Below are 14522 nucleotides of genomic sequence, written 5' to 3' on the forward strand. Positions count from 1 at the left end.
CAATAAAAGAGAAAAAAATCATTAGAATAACTTTTAGAGATGGAAAATGTGTAGAGGTAGAACCATATTTAATAGAGAGTTCAAAGTTAGAAGTGGCAAACTATATCTTCTGCTATAATTTAAAAGAAAATAGTTGGAAAAACTATAAGGTGAAATATATAAAAGCAATCTATGTAAAGAGTATTTGTTTTAAAATGAGAGATAAAGAGTTTATTGAAAAGATGAGAGAGAGTTTTGATCCTTTTATCTCTTTTGGTCAAAGTATAAAAGTTAGTTTGACAGAGGTTGGAGAAAGATTATTTAAAGAGTTAGAGACAAATAGACCTAAGATTTTAAAAAAGGATAGAAATATCTATCTATTGGAATCCTCTCAAGAGAAAGCAAAAAGATATTTTAGTTTCTTCTTAGATGAGGTTGAAATATTGGAACCTCTTGAACTGAGAGAGTGGTTTAAAGGCAAATATAGAAAAGTATTGTTGAAGTATGAGAAGTAAAAAGAGTTTTTTAGAGTAAAAAAAAAGAACTTCTCAGAAAAGAGAAGTTCTTTTTGGGGGGATTAAAATTACTTTACTTTAACACTTTATTTACTCTTTAGACCAGCTAAAAGATAAAAAAGTTGAAAAAATTATAATTTTTTTAAAATATCAGGATTATATCCAAGAGTGACCCCTTTATCTGATCTGATAATAGGCGTTTTTAAAAGTATAGGTGTCTCTGAAAGTAGATCTTTTACATCATAGACCATATACTGTAAATCTCTTTTTTTATACTCCTTTCCCTCTGTATCTAAAAGTTCCTCAGGAGTATAGAATCTGAAAAAAGTTTCAAACTCCCTCTTTGAAGGGGCTTTTTCAGATATATCAATAAACTGAAAGTTTATCCCTCTCTCTTTAAAAAATCTTTGAACTTTTTTTGTATCATTGCAACTCTTTTTACCAAAAATTTGTATTATCATAATTACACCTCAATATATCTCCATTTTCCCTGTTTAAATCTATATAAGCAAGCAAGTCCCCTATAAGTTAGATCAATAATCATAACCAGCCAAGCACCATTTAATCCGAAGTTAAATACATATAGGAATAGATATGTAAGAGGAAGTCTAACAAAAAACATTCCAATAGACGTTATCCAAAGTACAGATTTAGTATCACCTGCACCTCTTAAAGCACCACTTAAAACCATAGAAACCGCAAGTATCGGCTGGGCAACAGATACTATTCTAAGGGCTGAACTGGCCATAGGAACAATACTTTGCTCCTTAGTAAACATAGATATAACAAGTTTTGGAAAAATCATAAAAATAAAACCGAAAGCAGTCATAACTCCCATTGCTAAGAACATATTTAAGTATCCAGCCTTTCTTGCTTCTTGATATTGTTGCGCTCCCAAGTGTTGACCCACAAGGGCAGTACCGGCAACAGAGAATCCAAGACCTAGATTGAAAGAGAAGGATTCAGCAGTTAAAGCAATTTTATGAGCTGCATACTGGAGAGTTCCCAGATTTATAACCATGGCTTCAAAAGCTAACATACCAATTCTAAAAATACCCTGTTCTCCAGCTGATGGAAGACCAACCTTTAAAAGTCTTTTACAAATATCTTTGTTTATTTTAAAATCTTTTTTAGTAAGAGCTATACAGTAATTTTTCTTATAGATAATAAGGAAAGAAAAAATAAGGGTTACTATTCCTCTAGAGATTGTTGTAGCAATTCCAGCTCCTAAAACTCCAAGATTTAAAACAAAGATAAAAATATAATTGAGTAAGATGTTTGAAAAAATACTGATTGTATTATTAATCATAGGTATTTTAGCTTTATTTATGGATCTAAAACCATAGGAAAAAATAATGTTAAAACATAGGAATGGAATTCCTAAAGAAACTACCTTTAAATAACCTAAGGCTTCAGTGATAGGCTGATTCCTACTTATAATTCCCAAAATATTTTTACCGAAAATAATAAAAATAAAAGTGACAAAAAAAGCTGCAGGAACTCCTAGAATTAAACTTTGGCTCATTCCCTCCTTAGCTTCTTTAAAGTTTCTAGCTCCAAAAGCACGGCTTACCATGGCAGTAGTTCCAACACTAATAGCAAAAAATATTGGAATAACAGTTAAAATAGGGGCAGTTCCCAATCCAACAGAGGCAATAGCTTCTGGCCCTAGTCTTCCAACCATAATCAAATCAAAAAACCCCAATAGAGTTTGAACAAACATATCCACTATAGTAGGTAGCGCAATAGTAAAAATAGAAAAAATCTCCTTCCTATTTTCTTGCCATAAATAGCGAAATTGAATCAAAATAATCCCTCCCAAAATTCATTCTAAAGGGTATTATATATTAAAAAAATTAAAATTGATATACAAAATTTTCAGCAGGTAATTTTTTTGTAATAATACCATTCTCATATAACCAATTGATATTATTTTCCCAAATTTTATTCTCCTGAGTTAGGAATTTATTTTGAGATGTTTCCATAATAGGAAGTAAAATTTCAAGACTTTGCCTCTCAACATTTTCACTTAGAGGGAATTGGTCTACAGCTTGCTTGGACATAAGAAGTTTCAAAGACTCTTGGGGATTATTTTTTACATCTTCAAATCCTTTTTGCATAGCATTTAAAACTTTTTTATATGTATCACTGTTTTTAATCAAAAGTTCATCATTGGCAACTAAAATAAGTTCATAGGCTTGAGGAACTCCAAAATTATCGATTAGGAAGTAGTTTATATCAATACCTCTCTCTTTTATAACTGGAACCTCATGATTGACCATATTTCCAATTGTGAAATCAACTTGATTTGTAATCATAGCAGTTAAAAGTTCAAAACCAACATCTAGGATTTTAAGAGAGTTGGGATCAATTTTTTCAGAAACCATCATTGATTTTAGATATGCCTCTGAAAGGACACCACCACTACTACCAGCGATTTTACCTTCAAAATCTTTTGGAGAGATTATATTTTTTTCCTTTAGTGATATAACAGTATTAACAGATCTTTGTAATATAGCTCCGAAAGATTTTATAGGAATATTTTCATTGGTTCTAGCCATAACAACACTGTTTAAATATGAGATACCAATATCAGCTTTTTTAGCAGCTGGTAGTGTTAGAGAATCATTAGGAGATGAGGGATAGATAATATTTAATTTTATGCCCTCATCTTCAAAATATCCTTTTTCAATGGCAGTATAGATAAATGAGTGAACTGCATTGGGATACCAATCTAGGATTATAGATACCTCTTTTAAATTTTTATCTTCTTTTGAATTACAACCAATTAAAAGAGTCATGGTGATTAAAGTAATCAATATTTTTTTCATTTATTCCTCCAAGATAAAATTATATTTTCTAATATAGTTACTATTTGAACTAAAATTATAGCAAGAAGCGAGATGATTACAATTGGAGCGAAAACACCAGCACCATCCAATTGAGACATCATTCTTTTACTAAAGTATCCAAGCCCAGAAGTTGAACCAAGCCATTCACCAATAGCTGATCCAATTAAAACAAGAGGTATACTCATTTTAAGGGCAGAAAAAAAATTAGGTAAGGCTCTTGGAACTTTAAGTTTGAAAAAAATCTGTGTTCTACTAGCTCCCAAGCTCTTAAAATAGTTAAATTCATCCCTTTGAATATTCTGTAATCCATTATATAGAGTTATTGTAACTGGGAAAAAAGAGATTATAACAGAGACGATAACTTTACTCCAGATTGAGTATCCAAACCAGAGAATAAAAATTGGTGCTAAAGCAGTTATGGGAATAGTTTGACTAGTGACAATTATAGGGTGTATAAAGTTGTAAATAGTTCTATTAAAATCCATACTACTAGCTAATAAAATACCTAAAATAATGGTTATAATCAAAGAGATTACAGCAATACTCAGCGTAGTTGGCAGATGGGTAATAAAAATACTCTCTTTTAAAAACCATATTTTTTTTATGATATTGAGAGGGGTTGGGAGTATATACCCCTTGTTGATATACCTCCCTAGAAGTTCCCAAAATCCAAAAAAAATAGTGATAGAAATAATGGCTGGGTTAATTCTCTTCATAAAAATTTACTCCTTTTATTGCAGAAACTATATCTTTTTTTAGCTGTAATCTATATTGAGAGTCCATATTTTTGGGGATTAAAAACTCTTTAAAGTTTGAAATAGGGCTCTTTGTACAAACGAGAATACGATTAGATAAAAATATAGCTTCATCAATATCATGGGTAATAAAGATAATACTCTTTTCTAAAGTGGAGAAAGAGTTTAAAAGCCAATTTTGTAAATCCTCTCTAGTTATGGCATCTAAAGCGGAAAAAGGTTCATCTAAAAGTAGTAATTCGCCCTCATTCATAAGAGTCCTAATAAATGAGATACGCTGTTTCATACCGCCAGAAAGCTCCTTGGGATAACTTTTCCAATAGTCAATAAGATTGAAACGTTCTAGAAGAGAGAGAGCTTTCTCCTTTCCCTTTTTTAAATCTCCCTTTTTAATCTCAATGGGAAGTAGAATGTTATCTAAGATTGTTCTCCATGGAAATAGTGTATCTGATTGAGGCATATAGGATACGCTATTATCAACTTTAATATCCCCTTGAGTTATCTTTTCAATTCCAGCTAATACCTTAATAATTGTGGATTTTCCACAACCACTTCCTCCAACAATACTGACAAACTCCCTTTTTTTTACATTGAAAGAGAGGTCGTTTAAAATTGGTTTATTGTTATCATAGTAGAAGTGAAGATTTTTTACTTCAAGTACTTTCATTTTAACAAGACCCCTTATATGACATATCCCAAAATTTATACTCATAGATGCTACAGTTAATAAATATTGTTTTTAAATGCTCTTTCTCCTCTTCAGATAGATTTTTACAATATTTTTCAACAAGTTCAATGTTCCAATTAGTTAACTCCTCATATCTATCAGATGAATAACACTCGATCCATTCCCCATAAAACTCATGATCACATCCATAGATTTTCTTTAATTTTTTACCAATCATCTCATAGCTCCACATACAGGAAAGAGCTGCAACAGCGATCTCCTTTATATCGCCACAATGGGAAACAGAGAGCATATAGCTAGTGTAAGAGGTATTGTCAAGAGTAGGTTTTTCTAAAGCTATACTCTCTTTAGTAATACCTAGTTTTTTCATATAGATTCGATGGATTCCCATTTCAGAGTTTAAAATCCCATCAGTTAGATTAGCAAATTTTTTCATATCTGCCTCATTTTTACTTTTAATAACTCCTAAGGCAAAAAGTTTTGCATAGTCTAAAAGATAGATATAATCTTGAATTATATAAAATTTGAACTTCTCTTTATCTAAAGAACCATCGCCAATACCCTTTACAAATGGGTGTGTATAGTAACTATCCCAAATATCTTTTGCACTCTCATATAACTCCTTTGAAAACATAAAAATCCTCCTTTTAAAATTTTATAAAAAAAAAGCTATTTTCCAAAAAATAGGAAAATAGCTTAATATAAACAGTTATAAAATAAAAGTTATATTGACTACTTCCCTACGCTAGTATTAACTAGATCAGGTTCTAAGGGTAAAATCTCAGCCAAAAGGCACCCCTAGTAGTTTTAATATTATTTAATTATTAGAATGGGAACTCATCTTCATCGAAAGATGACCCACCAAAATCGTCATTAGATGATGGTTCAGCAGCTTTAGGTGCCGAATAAGATGGAGTAGGTGCAAAATCAGCTGGTGCTGATGATTCTCCTCTTCCTTCAACAAACTCCATAGTGTCAACAACTACGTCATATGATGTTCTTTTTTCTCCATTAACCTCATATCTATTCATTTGAAGTTTACCATTAATAGCAACTTTTCTTCCCTTTCTTAGGTACTCACCGATAAGCTCAGCTGTCTTTCCAAAAGCCACACAGTTTATAAAGTCAGCTTCACCTTTAGAGAAAGGTCTATCAACAGCTAAACTGAATCTTGAGTAAGCTTTACCACTTTGACCAAATTTAAGTTCAGGGTCTCTAGTTAGACGTCCAATTAATACAACTAGATTCATAAATACCTCCTATAGTTTCAATTTATACAGATAAATTATAACAGAAAAAAGTAAAAAATAATATTTATTTATAAAATAAATTTTTTAACAAAGGTGATGGATATGGTATAATGATATGAAAAATGTAAATTATAGAAAGGGGAAAAAATGAAAAAAGCAGTTTTATTAGATGTAAGTGCAATAATGTATAGAGCATTTTATGGAAATTTGAATTTTAGAACAAAAAATGAACCAACAGGAGCGGTTTATGGTTTCGTGAATACTCTACTAAGCATTATTAATCAACTGGAGCCCGATTATATAGGAGCTGCTTTTGATGTGAAAAGAGCCACATTAAAAAGAAGTGAGATATATAGTGATTATAAGGCACAAAGGGATGCAGCGCCTGAGGACTTAGTAGCTCAAATCCCAAGAATAGAGGAGTTATTAGATTGTTTTGGAATAAAGAAATTTAAGATAGATGGATATGAAGCTGATGATGTTCTTGGAAGTTTAGCTAAGGAGCTAGGAGAGAAAAATATTGAATCCTATGTGGTAACAGGGGATAAAGATCTATCTCAAATTTTAGATTCCAATATTAATATAGCCCTTTTAGGAAAAGGAGATGGCGGAGGATTAAAGATACTTTCAACTGAAGAGGATGTAGTTGAACAACTGGGAGTAAAACCAGATATGATTCCGGATCTGTTCGGTCTTATAGGGGACAGTAGTGATGGAATACCGGGAGTTAGAAAAATTGGTTCTAAAAAAGCTATACCTATGTTGGAAAAATATGGTAATTTAGAGGGAATATATGAAAATATAGACTCTTTAACGGAACTTCCTGGAATAGGAAAATCTTTAGTAAACAATTTGATAGAGGACAAAGAGCTGGCTTTTATGAGTAGAAAATTAGCTACAATTGAACTGCTTCACTTAGATGTTAAAGGCGAAGATCTGGAGTATAAAAGAGATAATCAAAAATTATTAGAGCTTTTTAAAGCACTAGAGTTTAAATCATTGATAAAAAAGATGGGATTAGAGAGTGAAACTAATCAAATACAGGTAGAACAACCTACACAAAATGGGTTGCAACTAGGACTTTTCAATTTCCAAGGAACAACTGAGGTTTTAGAGGAAAAAGGGTTTTCTATATTGAGTGGAGCGAAGATAAAGGAAAAGTTAAAATCTAATTCTGAGATAGCTATATATTTAGGTGAGAAGGGTGCCGCAGTATCTTTAGAGAGCAAGGACTACTACCTTCCATTGGAAGATGAGGAAAGTAAGAGATGTTTTGAAGAGGTTTTAAATTCAAATAATAAATTTATATCCTATGGATTTAAGAACTTTTTAAGAAAAGGGTATTCCATCAAAAATATGGAATTTGATACTATGCTGGCTTATCATCTTTTAACATCTCAAACTAGAGAAGAGATTGAAGTGATGTTAAAAAATGTTATAGATGAGGACTTGGAAAAATATGGAGATGTTTTTGGTAAAGCAAAAATTGAAACTGTCTCTTTTGAAGAGTATGGGAAATATCTTGTTAAGAGAACTAGAGGGATGCTTGTAGCTTATCCTGAGCTTATGAAACAACTTGAAAATAACAATCTACTTGAGGTGTTAAGAGATACGGAGATGCCTTTAATCAGGGTTTTAGCAGCTATGGAGATAGAGGGGATTAAGATATCTCCAGAATATTTTGCTAAATATAGTTTGGAGTTAGAGGGAAGAATTGAGGAATTAACTCAAAAAATATATGCGGAAGCCAAGGGTGAATTTAATATCAACTCTCCTAAGCAGCTTGGTGAAGTGCTTTTTATAAACTTAAATATTCCACCAGTAAAGAAAACAAAAACTGGTTTCTCAACGGATAGTGAAGTTTTAGAGAAGTTAGCTGAACAGGGATATGAGATAGCTAAATCAATTTTAGAGTTTAGAAAATTAAGTAAGTTAAAATCGACATATGTTGATCCTCTTCCAAAGATGGTGGATAAAAATGATAGACTACACACAACATTTAACCAAACAGGAACAGCTACTGGAAGATTGTCATCATCAGATCCAAATCTTCAAAATATCCCTGTTAGAACAGAGGAAGGGATGAAGATAAGAGCTGGATTTATAGCTAAAGAGGGGTCGGTACTATTGGGTATAGATTACTCTCAAATAGAGCTAAGAGTTTTAGCTGAAATTTCACAAGATGAAAACTTAATAGAGGCTTACTCAGAAAATCTAGATTTACATAGCTTAACAGCCAGAAAAATATTTGGATTAAGTGATGATGAAGTTGTTACAAGAGAGCAAAGAGACGCTGCAAAGACAGTAAACTTTAGTATTATATATGGAAAGACAGCTTTTGGACTTTCACAGGAGTTAAAAATAACACCAAAAGAAGCATCGGACTATATCACTAGATATTTTGAGCAATATCCATCAGTGAAACATTTAGAGAAAGAGATAATAATGTATGCTGAAGAGCACGGATATGTGGAAACTTATTTTAAAAGAAAAAGAATAATAGATGGAATTAATTCAAAGAATAGAGTTATAAAAAATCAAGCTGAAAGAATGGCTGTAAATACAGTTATTCAGGGAACAGCGGCTGAAGTTTTAAAAAAAGTTATGATAAATCTATATGAGGTTTTAAAAAATAAAGATGATATCCATATGCTTCTTCAAGTTCATGACGAATTGATATTTGAAGTGAAAGAGGAGAAAGCAGTGGAATATAAGGAAAAAATAGAAAAAATAATGAGAGAAAGTATTAAATTCTCTAGAGTTAAATTAGAAGTAAATAGCTCTATTGGACAGAATTGGGCTGAAACAAAATAGGAGGAAAACGTGTCGTATACTTATAAAGTAAAAAATGAAATACTTCATCGAAGTGATCTAAGTGAAGATGAAAAATATGCTGAAATAAGAGCGATACTCTTATTAAAACATGCTATTAGTGAGAATAGCATAGAGTTAAAATTGGAGAATAAAGAGATAGCGGAAAGAATATATTCCATGCTAAAGGATTTAACAGATTTAAAAATATTTATAAAATTTTCCAAAAGTAAAAAGTTTGGAGAACATAATACTTATGCTATAACAATACCCTCTCAACCTGGAGTAAAGAGATTTATTGAAAAGTTGGGAGAGTATAGTTTAAAAAGAGATTCAGTGAATGAAGAGATAGAAAAAGGGTTCATAAGAGGAATGTTTTTAGGGTGTGGATATATAAAATCTCCAGAAAAAGAGTACGCATTGGATTTTTTTGTCGATAGCGAAGAGTTGGCAGATGAATTATATGAGCTTTTAGTGAAAATGGAAAAAAAGGTCTATAAAACAGTGAAAAGGAATAAACCTCTCGTTTATATGAGAAATGCTGAAGATATAATGGATATAATAGTTTTGATAGGGTCTATGAGAGAGTTTTATAACTATGAAGAGACAACAATGATAAAAGATTTAAAAAACAAAACTATAAGAGAGATGAATTGGGAAGTTGCCAATGAGACTAAAACTTTGGATACAGCTAGAAAGCAGATAAAAATGATAAACTTAATTGGTCATAAAATTGGGTTAAATGAGCTAAGTCCAGTTTTAGAGGAAGTGGCATTTTTGAGATTGGAAAACCCAGAGGCGTCTTTACAAGAGTTAGCAGAAATAATAGGAATATCTAAATCTGGAATTAGAAATAGATTTAGAAGGTTAGAGGAAATACATAATGAACTTTTAGAACAAGAAAGGGAAGCATAAGGGGAGTACTATGAAGATAATAGAGGATATTTTGCTAACTGAAGAAAAATTTGAAAATATTTATGTTGCAATTGGAGCTTTTGATGGGATTCATATGGGGCATAGAGAGCTTATTTGTCAGGCAGTAAAAAAAGCTAAAAAAACGAATGGGAAATCAGCAGTTTTTACTTTTTTGAACCATCCTATGGAAGTGACAAATAGGGTTAAAGCTCCCAAATTAATTAGCTCTTTAGAGGAAAAGATACATATAATTAAATCTTTAGGAGTGGACTATTTGATACTGCAACCATTTACAAATGAGTTCTCTAATATGACACCAGAGGAGTTTGTAGAAAAAGTTCTAGTAAAAACGTTAAAAACTAAAGAGGTATATGTGGGGTTTAACTTTTCCTTTGGAAAAGGTGGAAAAGGAACAGTGGAGAATTTAAGACAGATTGGAAAAAGATATGGAATTAGCACGAATATCATAGAACCAGTTAAGATTAAAGAGCAAGTTATAAGTTCAACATTTATAAGAGAGATGTTAGCAACAGGTAATTTAGATATAGCCAACAGATGCTTAGGGCAACCATTTTTAATTATTGGAGAGGTTGTTCATGGGAGAAAATTGGGAAGGATTATGGGATTTCCTACGGCTAATTTAAAAATATTAAATAAAATTTATCCTCCCTTTGGAATATATGGTGGAAAAGTTAAAATAGAGGGTGAAAAAGAGAGTTGGCATGCTGTTATTAATATAGGAAAAAATCCTACATTAAAACCAGATGAGAGAAGTATAGAGGTCCATATTTTAGATTTTGATAAAGATATCTATGGAAAAAGAATATATGTTTCTTTAATTGAGTTTTTAAGACAAGAAAAAAAGTTTAATTCAATGGAGGAGCTAAAAGAGACGATAAAAAATGATGTTTTAAACTGGAAAGAGAAGGTTAAGGTAATAGAAAATGGAGATAGTATTAAAAATAGATAATTTTGAGGGACCTTTAGATCTTTTACTACATCTTATAGAAAAAAAGAAGATGAAGATATCTGAGATAAAAATATCGCAGATAATAGATGAATACCTTCAATTTATAGAGAGAGCACAAACTGATAATCTAAGTATAAAAGTGGAGTTTTTAGAGATAGCGTCAGAACTTTTAGAGATAAAAGCTATATCTATTTTAAGTGTGGAGAAAGAGGAAGAAAAAGAGAAGGATTTAAAGAGAAGACTGGAAGACTATAAAGTTTTTAAAGAGGTAGCTCAAGTGATATCTCAAATAGAGTGTGAATTTAATATCTCTTACACAAGAAAAGAGGGAAGAAAAATAACTAAAAATATTCCTAAGGAGTTTGATTTAACAACACTAAAATTACAGGATATGTTTAATAGTTATGTTAAATATTTGCCAAAGGATGAGGAGTTTTTAGAGATTGAAGTGGAGAAAAGATACTCTTTAAAAGAGGAGATGGATAGAATAAAAGTTATCTTATACTCCTCAGAGAAAGAGGTGGTTGAACTATTTAGAAGAGCTGAGAATAGAACACATTTAGTATACATATTTTTAGCTGTTTTGGATTTATATAGAGATGGGATTATACTGATAGAGGGTGAAGGTAACTTAAAGCTCTTTAGGAGGGATTAAGTGGAATACAATTATAAGATATATACACCGGAAGAGTATGCGACAACTATGGGAAAGGTAGCTTTAAATAGATATCTAGAGAATAATTCAGAAAAAAATCTATTGGATATAAAAATAATAGATATATCTTGTGGTTCAGGAAATCTTCTATTGGCAATATTGGAAGAGCTGATAAAGATGTCCAAGGTTATATATGGAGAGTACAGGTACAATGAGGATTGGATAACAGGATTTGATATAGATTTAAACGCACTAAAAATTTTTGAGAAAAGAGCTGAGGCTCTTTTCTTTAAATATGGAGTATGTGGAAGATTAAATATAAAAGAGTGTGATTCACTATATGAGAATATCTATGAAAAATATGATATTGTTATAGGAAATCCACCCTATTTAGGAGAGAAAAATCATAAAGAGATATTTCAAACCATAAAGGAAACTAACTTTGGTAAAAAATATTATAAACCTAAGATGGATTATTTCTATTTTTTTATAGAGAAGGGTATTGATATATTAAAGGAGAATGGAATCCTTGTCTACCTGACAACTAATTACTGGCTAAAAGCAGACAGTGCTGAGGGTTTAAGAGAGAAGTTAAAAAAAGAGGGAGATTTTTTTAGAATAGAAAACTATAGCCACTCTATTTTTAAAGATGCGATTGGGCAACACAATGTTATTTTCTACTGGCAGAAAAATAAGGAAAACTCAGTTGTATTAATAAATGATGATGAGATTGAATATACTCTTGAACAGGAGAGTATATTTGCAGAGGAACATACAAAGATTACATTGATTCCTCCTTTTTGGAAAGACAATATAAAGAAGATAAGAGAGAAAAGCAATACAACCTTGGGGGAGTTATTAAATGTCAATCAGGGAATAGTCAGTGGTGCTGATAAAGTATTTGTTTTTAATGAATATAAAGAGGAGTTTAAAAAGTATTTAAAACCTTTTTATAAAAATAAAGATATAGGAAAGTATGGAGTTTCAGATAAACCACCATTTTGGATAATGTATTTAAATAGTAAATCTAAACTAGATGATGTAATTATTGATTATTTAATAGATTTTAAAAAGAAACTTTCTTTGAGAAGAGAGGTTATAAATAATAGAATAAACTGGTGGGAGTTACAATGGGCCAGAGATGAGGATATATTTTTAAAACCTAAAATTGTTGTTAGACAGAGATGTAAAACAAATAATTTTGCCTATACAGAGAAAGAGTTCTATGGTAGTGCAGACATATACTATTTGACTGGAAAAGATGAAAAAATAAATCTATACTATATTTTAGGATACTTGAATTCAAAAGTTTTCTTTTCATGGTTTAACTATATAGGTAAGAAAAAGGGGAAAAACTTGGAGTTTTATTCGACACCTTTAAAAGAGTGCCCTATATATTATCCAGAGAATATGGAGGAGATAGAGTATATAGCTAATCTGGTGAAAAAACAGGTGAGTATCTATAGCGACGAAGTACAAAGTGAGATAGATAGTTATTTTTGTGAGTTGATGAATATAAAAAATATAGGTGAGGAGCTATTATAGCTTCTCACCTATTACTTTATTTTAAACTATTTTTATAGTGCTTTGATATCGTTTGCGATAAACTGTGCTTTAGCACCAAATATTACTTGAACACCATTTTGTCCAATTTTTAAAACTCCAGATGCTCCTAATCTCTTTAACTCAGCATCATTAACAAGAGATGAATCTTTAACTTCAAGTCTTAATCTAGTGATACAAGCATCAACAGAGATTAAGTTTTCTTTACCACCAAGAGCAGCAAGAACTAAAGTAGCTAATTCGCTTCCTTGAGCTTTAGGTTGATCATCATCAACATCAGTTCCAATCTCTCTTCCAGGAGTTGTTAAGTTGAACTTTCTGATAAAGAATCTGAATCCAAAGTAATAGATAACAGAGAATCCTATTCCAACAAATATAACCATTGGCCAGTTAGTTTCAAACCCTTCAGTTCCAGGTAAAACACCGAACATGATATAGTCGATAACTCCACCAGAGAATGTCATACCGATTCTAACACCGAACATATTCATTAACATGAAAGATAATCCAGCAAAGATACAGTGAATTCCATATAAAACTGGAGCAACGAATAGGAATGAGAACTCTAAAGGCTCAGTTATTCCTGTTAAGAAAGATGTAAGAGCAGCAGAGAATAAGATTCCAGCAGCCATTTTTTTGTTCTCAGTTCTAGCTTCATGATACATAGCAAGAGCAGCAGCAGGTAATCCAAACATCATGAATGGGAACTTACCAGTCATAAACTTACCAGCACCAGAATAAGTAGCTGATGAGAATGAGTGAACTCCATCTTTTAACATTGCAAACCATATAGCTTGGTCTCCATTAACAATTTGTCCAGCATTGTTTGTATACTCTCCAAATTGGAACCAGAATGGTGCATAGAAAATATGGTGTAATCCGAAAGGAATTAACGCTCTTTCAGTGATACCAAATAGTAATGTAGAGATATTAGTGTTTGTTTCATTAGCTAAATAAGATAGTTGAGCAAGTCCAGCTTGAACTGGTTGCCAAATGTAAGGCATAGCTAAACCAACTAAGAAAGCAAGAACAGCAGTCATAATAGGAACTAATCTTTTTCCAGCAAAGAACCCTAAGAATGCAGGTAACTCTGTTTTATAGAATTTTTTATAACAGATAGCAGCAATAATACCGGCGATAAGACCTCCGAAAACTCCTGTTTGAAGAGTTGGAATTCCTAAAACTTCAGCAAAAGCTGGATTTCCAGTAGCGATACCACTAGCGGCATCTGTCAATGTTCCCATAGTTGTATTCATAATTAAAAGTGCTACAATAGCAGCAAGTGCAGCGATTCCATCTCCACCAACAAGACCAATAGCGGCTCCAACAGCAAATAAAAGAGGTAAATTACCGAATATAATTCCTCCTGCTTGCTCCATTAAAGGGATTCCTAACTTATTTCCAGCAGCTAGGAAGATACCAGCAGCTGGTAAAATTGCAACTGGTGTCATCAGTGCTTTACCGATTTTTTGAACCTCAGCAAATATTTTCATAAAATTCCTCCATTAAGATTGATAAAAATAACTAATTCACTAAAAGAATACATTTTATTTTAAAAAAAGTCAAGAA

At 31.6% G+C, this 14522-nt stretch carries 14 protein-coding genes and 1 riboswitch; of the genes, 6 read left to right on the forward strand and 8 right to left on the reverse strand.

Annotated elements, in window-relative coordinates; all coding sequences use genetic code 11:
• A partial coding sequence (locus tag ACMOUI_RS13300) for a WYL domain-containing protein (protein ID WP_418966172.1) occupies positions 1–494 on the forward strand: 494 nt, incomplete at its 5' end.
• Positions 495–625: 131 nt separating this feature from the next.
• On the opposite strand, the gene ACMOUI_RS13305 is transcribed toward ACMOUI_RS13300, so the two are convergent.
• The 7 genes from ACMOUI_RS13305 to ACMOUI_RS13335 all read right to left on the reverse strand — a co-directional run bounded on the left by ACMOUI_RS13305 (position 626) and on the right by ACMOUI_RS13335 (position 6039).
• A complete protein-coding gene (locus ACMOUI_RS13305) occupies positions 626–955 on the reverse strand; it encodes an arsenate reductase family protein (RefSeq protein ID WP_418966173.1) in 330 nt (109 codons plus the stop codon).
• A 2-nt stretch (positions 956–957) separates the two neighbouring features.
• On the reverse strand, positions 958–2301 hold the full coding sequence (locus ACMOUI_RS13310) for an MATE family efflux transporter (RefSeq protein WP_418966174.1): 1344 nt from the start codon (positions 2299–2301) through the stop codon (positions 958–960).
• Between the two features lie 49 nt (positions 2302–2350).
• Positions 2351–3325 (reverse strand): ABC transporter substrate-binding protein, encoded by a 975-nt coding sequence (locus ACMOUI_RS13315; protein WP_418966175.1) that lies wholly within the window; start codon positions 3323–3325, stop codon positions 2351–2353.
• A complete protein-coding gene (locus ACMOUI_RS13320) occupies positions 3322–4062 on the reverse strand; it encodes an ABC transporter permease (protein WP_418966176.1) in 741 nt (246 codons plus the stop codon). Before ACMOUI_RS13320 ends, ACMOUI_RS13315 begins: the two co-directional genes overlap by 4 nt.
• Positions 4049–4768, reverse strand: coding sequence for an ABC transporter ATP-binding protein (locus tag ACMOUI_RS13325; RefSeq protein WP_418966177.1), 720 nt, complete (start codon positions 4766–4768; stop codon positions 4049–4051). The genes ACMOUI_RS13320 and ACMOUI_RS13325 overlap by 14 nt, the downstream gene beginning before the upstream one ends.
• Before the next feature lies 1 nt (position 4769).
• Entirely contained in the window at positions 4770–5423 is a 654-nt protein-coding gene (gene tenA, locus ACMOUI_RS13330; protein WP_418966178.1) for a thiaminase II, read from the reverse strand.
• 86 nt (positions 5424–5509) lie between these two features.
• Positions 5510–5599, reverse strand: a riboswitch (TPP riboswitch).
• A 14-nt stretch (positions 5600–5613) separates the two neighbouring features.
• The gene (locus ACMOUI_RS13335; protein WP_418966179.1) at positions 5614–6039 is read right to left on the reverse strand and encodes a single-stranded DNA-binding protein; all 426 of its coding nucleotides are present in this window, start codon (positions 6037–6039) and stop codon (positions 5614–5616) included.
• Positions 6040–6186: 147 nt separating this feature from the next.
• Between ACMOUI_RS13335 and polA the strand changes: the two genes are divergently transcribed.
• From polA to ACMOUI_RS13360, 5 genes are read left to right on the forward strand one after another with little or no spacing between them, the layout of a single operon-like run.
• Positions 6187–8853, forward strand: a complete 2667-nt coding sequence (polA, locus tag ACMOUI_RS13340) for a DNA polymerase I (protein WP_418966180.1) — start codon at positions 6187–6189, stop codon at positions 8851–8853.
• Between the two features lie 9 nt (positions 8854–8862).
• Positions 8863–9765, forward strand: coding sequence for a DNA-binding protein WhiA (gene whiA / locus ACMOUI_RS13345; RefSeq protein ID WP_418966181.1), 903 nt, complete (start codon positions 8863–8865; stop codon positions 9763–9765).
• Positions 9766–9775: 10 nt separating this feature from the next.
• Positions 9776–10735, forward strand: coding sequence for a bifunctional riboflavin kinase/FAD synthetase (locus ACMOUI_RS13350; RefSeq protein WP_418966182.1), 960 nt, complete (start codon positions 9776–9778; stop codon positions 10733–10735).
• Complete coding sequence (locus tag ACMOUI_RS13355) at positions 10710–11390, forward strand: segregation and condensation protein A (RefSeq protein WP_418966183.1); 681 nt, start codon at positions 10710–10712, stop codon at positions 11388–11390. Before ACMOUI_RS13350 ends, ACMOUI_RS13355 begins: the two co-directional genes overlap by 26 nt.
• Positions 11391–12935, forward strand: a complete 1545-nt coding sequence (locus tag ACMOUI_RS13360) for an Eco57I restriction-modification methylase domain-containing protein (protein ID WP_418966184.1) — start codon at positions 11391–11393, stop codon at positions 12933–12935.
• Between the two features lie 32 nt (positions 12936–12967).
• On the opposite strand, the gene ptsG is transcribed toward ACMOUI_RS13360, so the two are convergent.
• Positions 12968–14446 (reverse strand): glucose-specific PTS transporter subunit IIBC, encoded by a 1479-nt coding sequence (gene ptsG, locus ACMOUI_RS13365; RefSeq protein WP_418966185.1) that lies wholly within the window; start codon positions 14444–14446, stop codon positions 12968–12970.
• Between the last annotated feature and the right edge of the window lie 76 nt (positions 14447–14522).

The sequence above is a fragment of the Cetobacterium sp. genome (assembly GCF_048470075.1).
In the GTDB taxonomy this organism is placed as follows: domain Bacteria; phylum Fusobacteriota; class Fusobacteriia; order Fusobacteriales; family Fusobacteriaceae; genus Cetobacterium_A.

Coding starts and splice junctions, on each gene's coding strand:
- ACMOUI_RS13305 (WP_418966173.1), bottom strand. CDS start 955: ATGATAATACAAATTTTTGGTAAAAAGAGTTGCAATGATACAAAAAAA.
- ACMOUI_RS13315 (WP_418966175.1), bottom strand. CDS start 3,325: ATGAAAAAAATATTGATTACTTTAATCACCATGACTCTTTTAATTGGT.
- ACMOUI_RS13320 (WP_418966176.1), bottom strand. CDS start 4,062: ATGAAGAGAATTAACCCAGCCATTATTTCTATCACTATTTTTTTTGGA.
- ACMOUI_RS13325 (WP_418966177.1), bottom strand. CDS start 4,768: ATGAAAGTACTTGAAGTAAAAAATCTTCACTTCTACTATGATAACAAT.
- tenA (WP_418966178.1), bottom strand. CDS start 5,423: ATGTTTTCAAAGGAGTTATATGAGAGTGCAAAAGATATTTGGGATAGT.
- ACMOUI_RS13335 (WP_418966179.1), bottom strand. CDS start 6,039: ATGAATCTAGTTGTATTAATTGGACGTCTAACTAGAGACCCTGAACTT.
- polA (WP_418966180.1), top strand. CDS start 6,187: ATGAAAAAAGCAGTTTTATTAGATGTAAGTGCAATAATGTATAGAGCA.
- ACMOUI_RS13350 (WP_418966182.1), top strand. CDS start 9,776: ATGAAGATAATAGAGGATATTTTGCTAACTGAAGAAAAATTTGAAAAT.
- ACMOUI_RS13355 (WP_418966183.1), top strand. CDS start 10,710: ATGGAGATAGTATTAAAAATAGATAATTTTGAGGGACCTTTAGATCTT.
- ptsG (WP_418966185.1), bottom strand. CDS start 14,446: ATGAAAATATTTGCTGAGGTTCAAAAAATCGGTAAAGCACTGATGACA.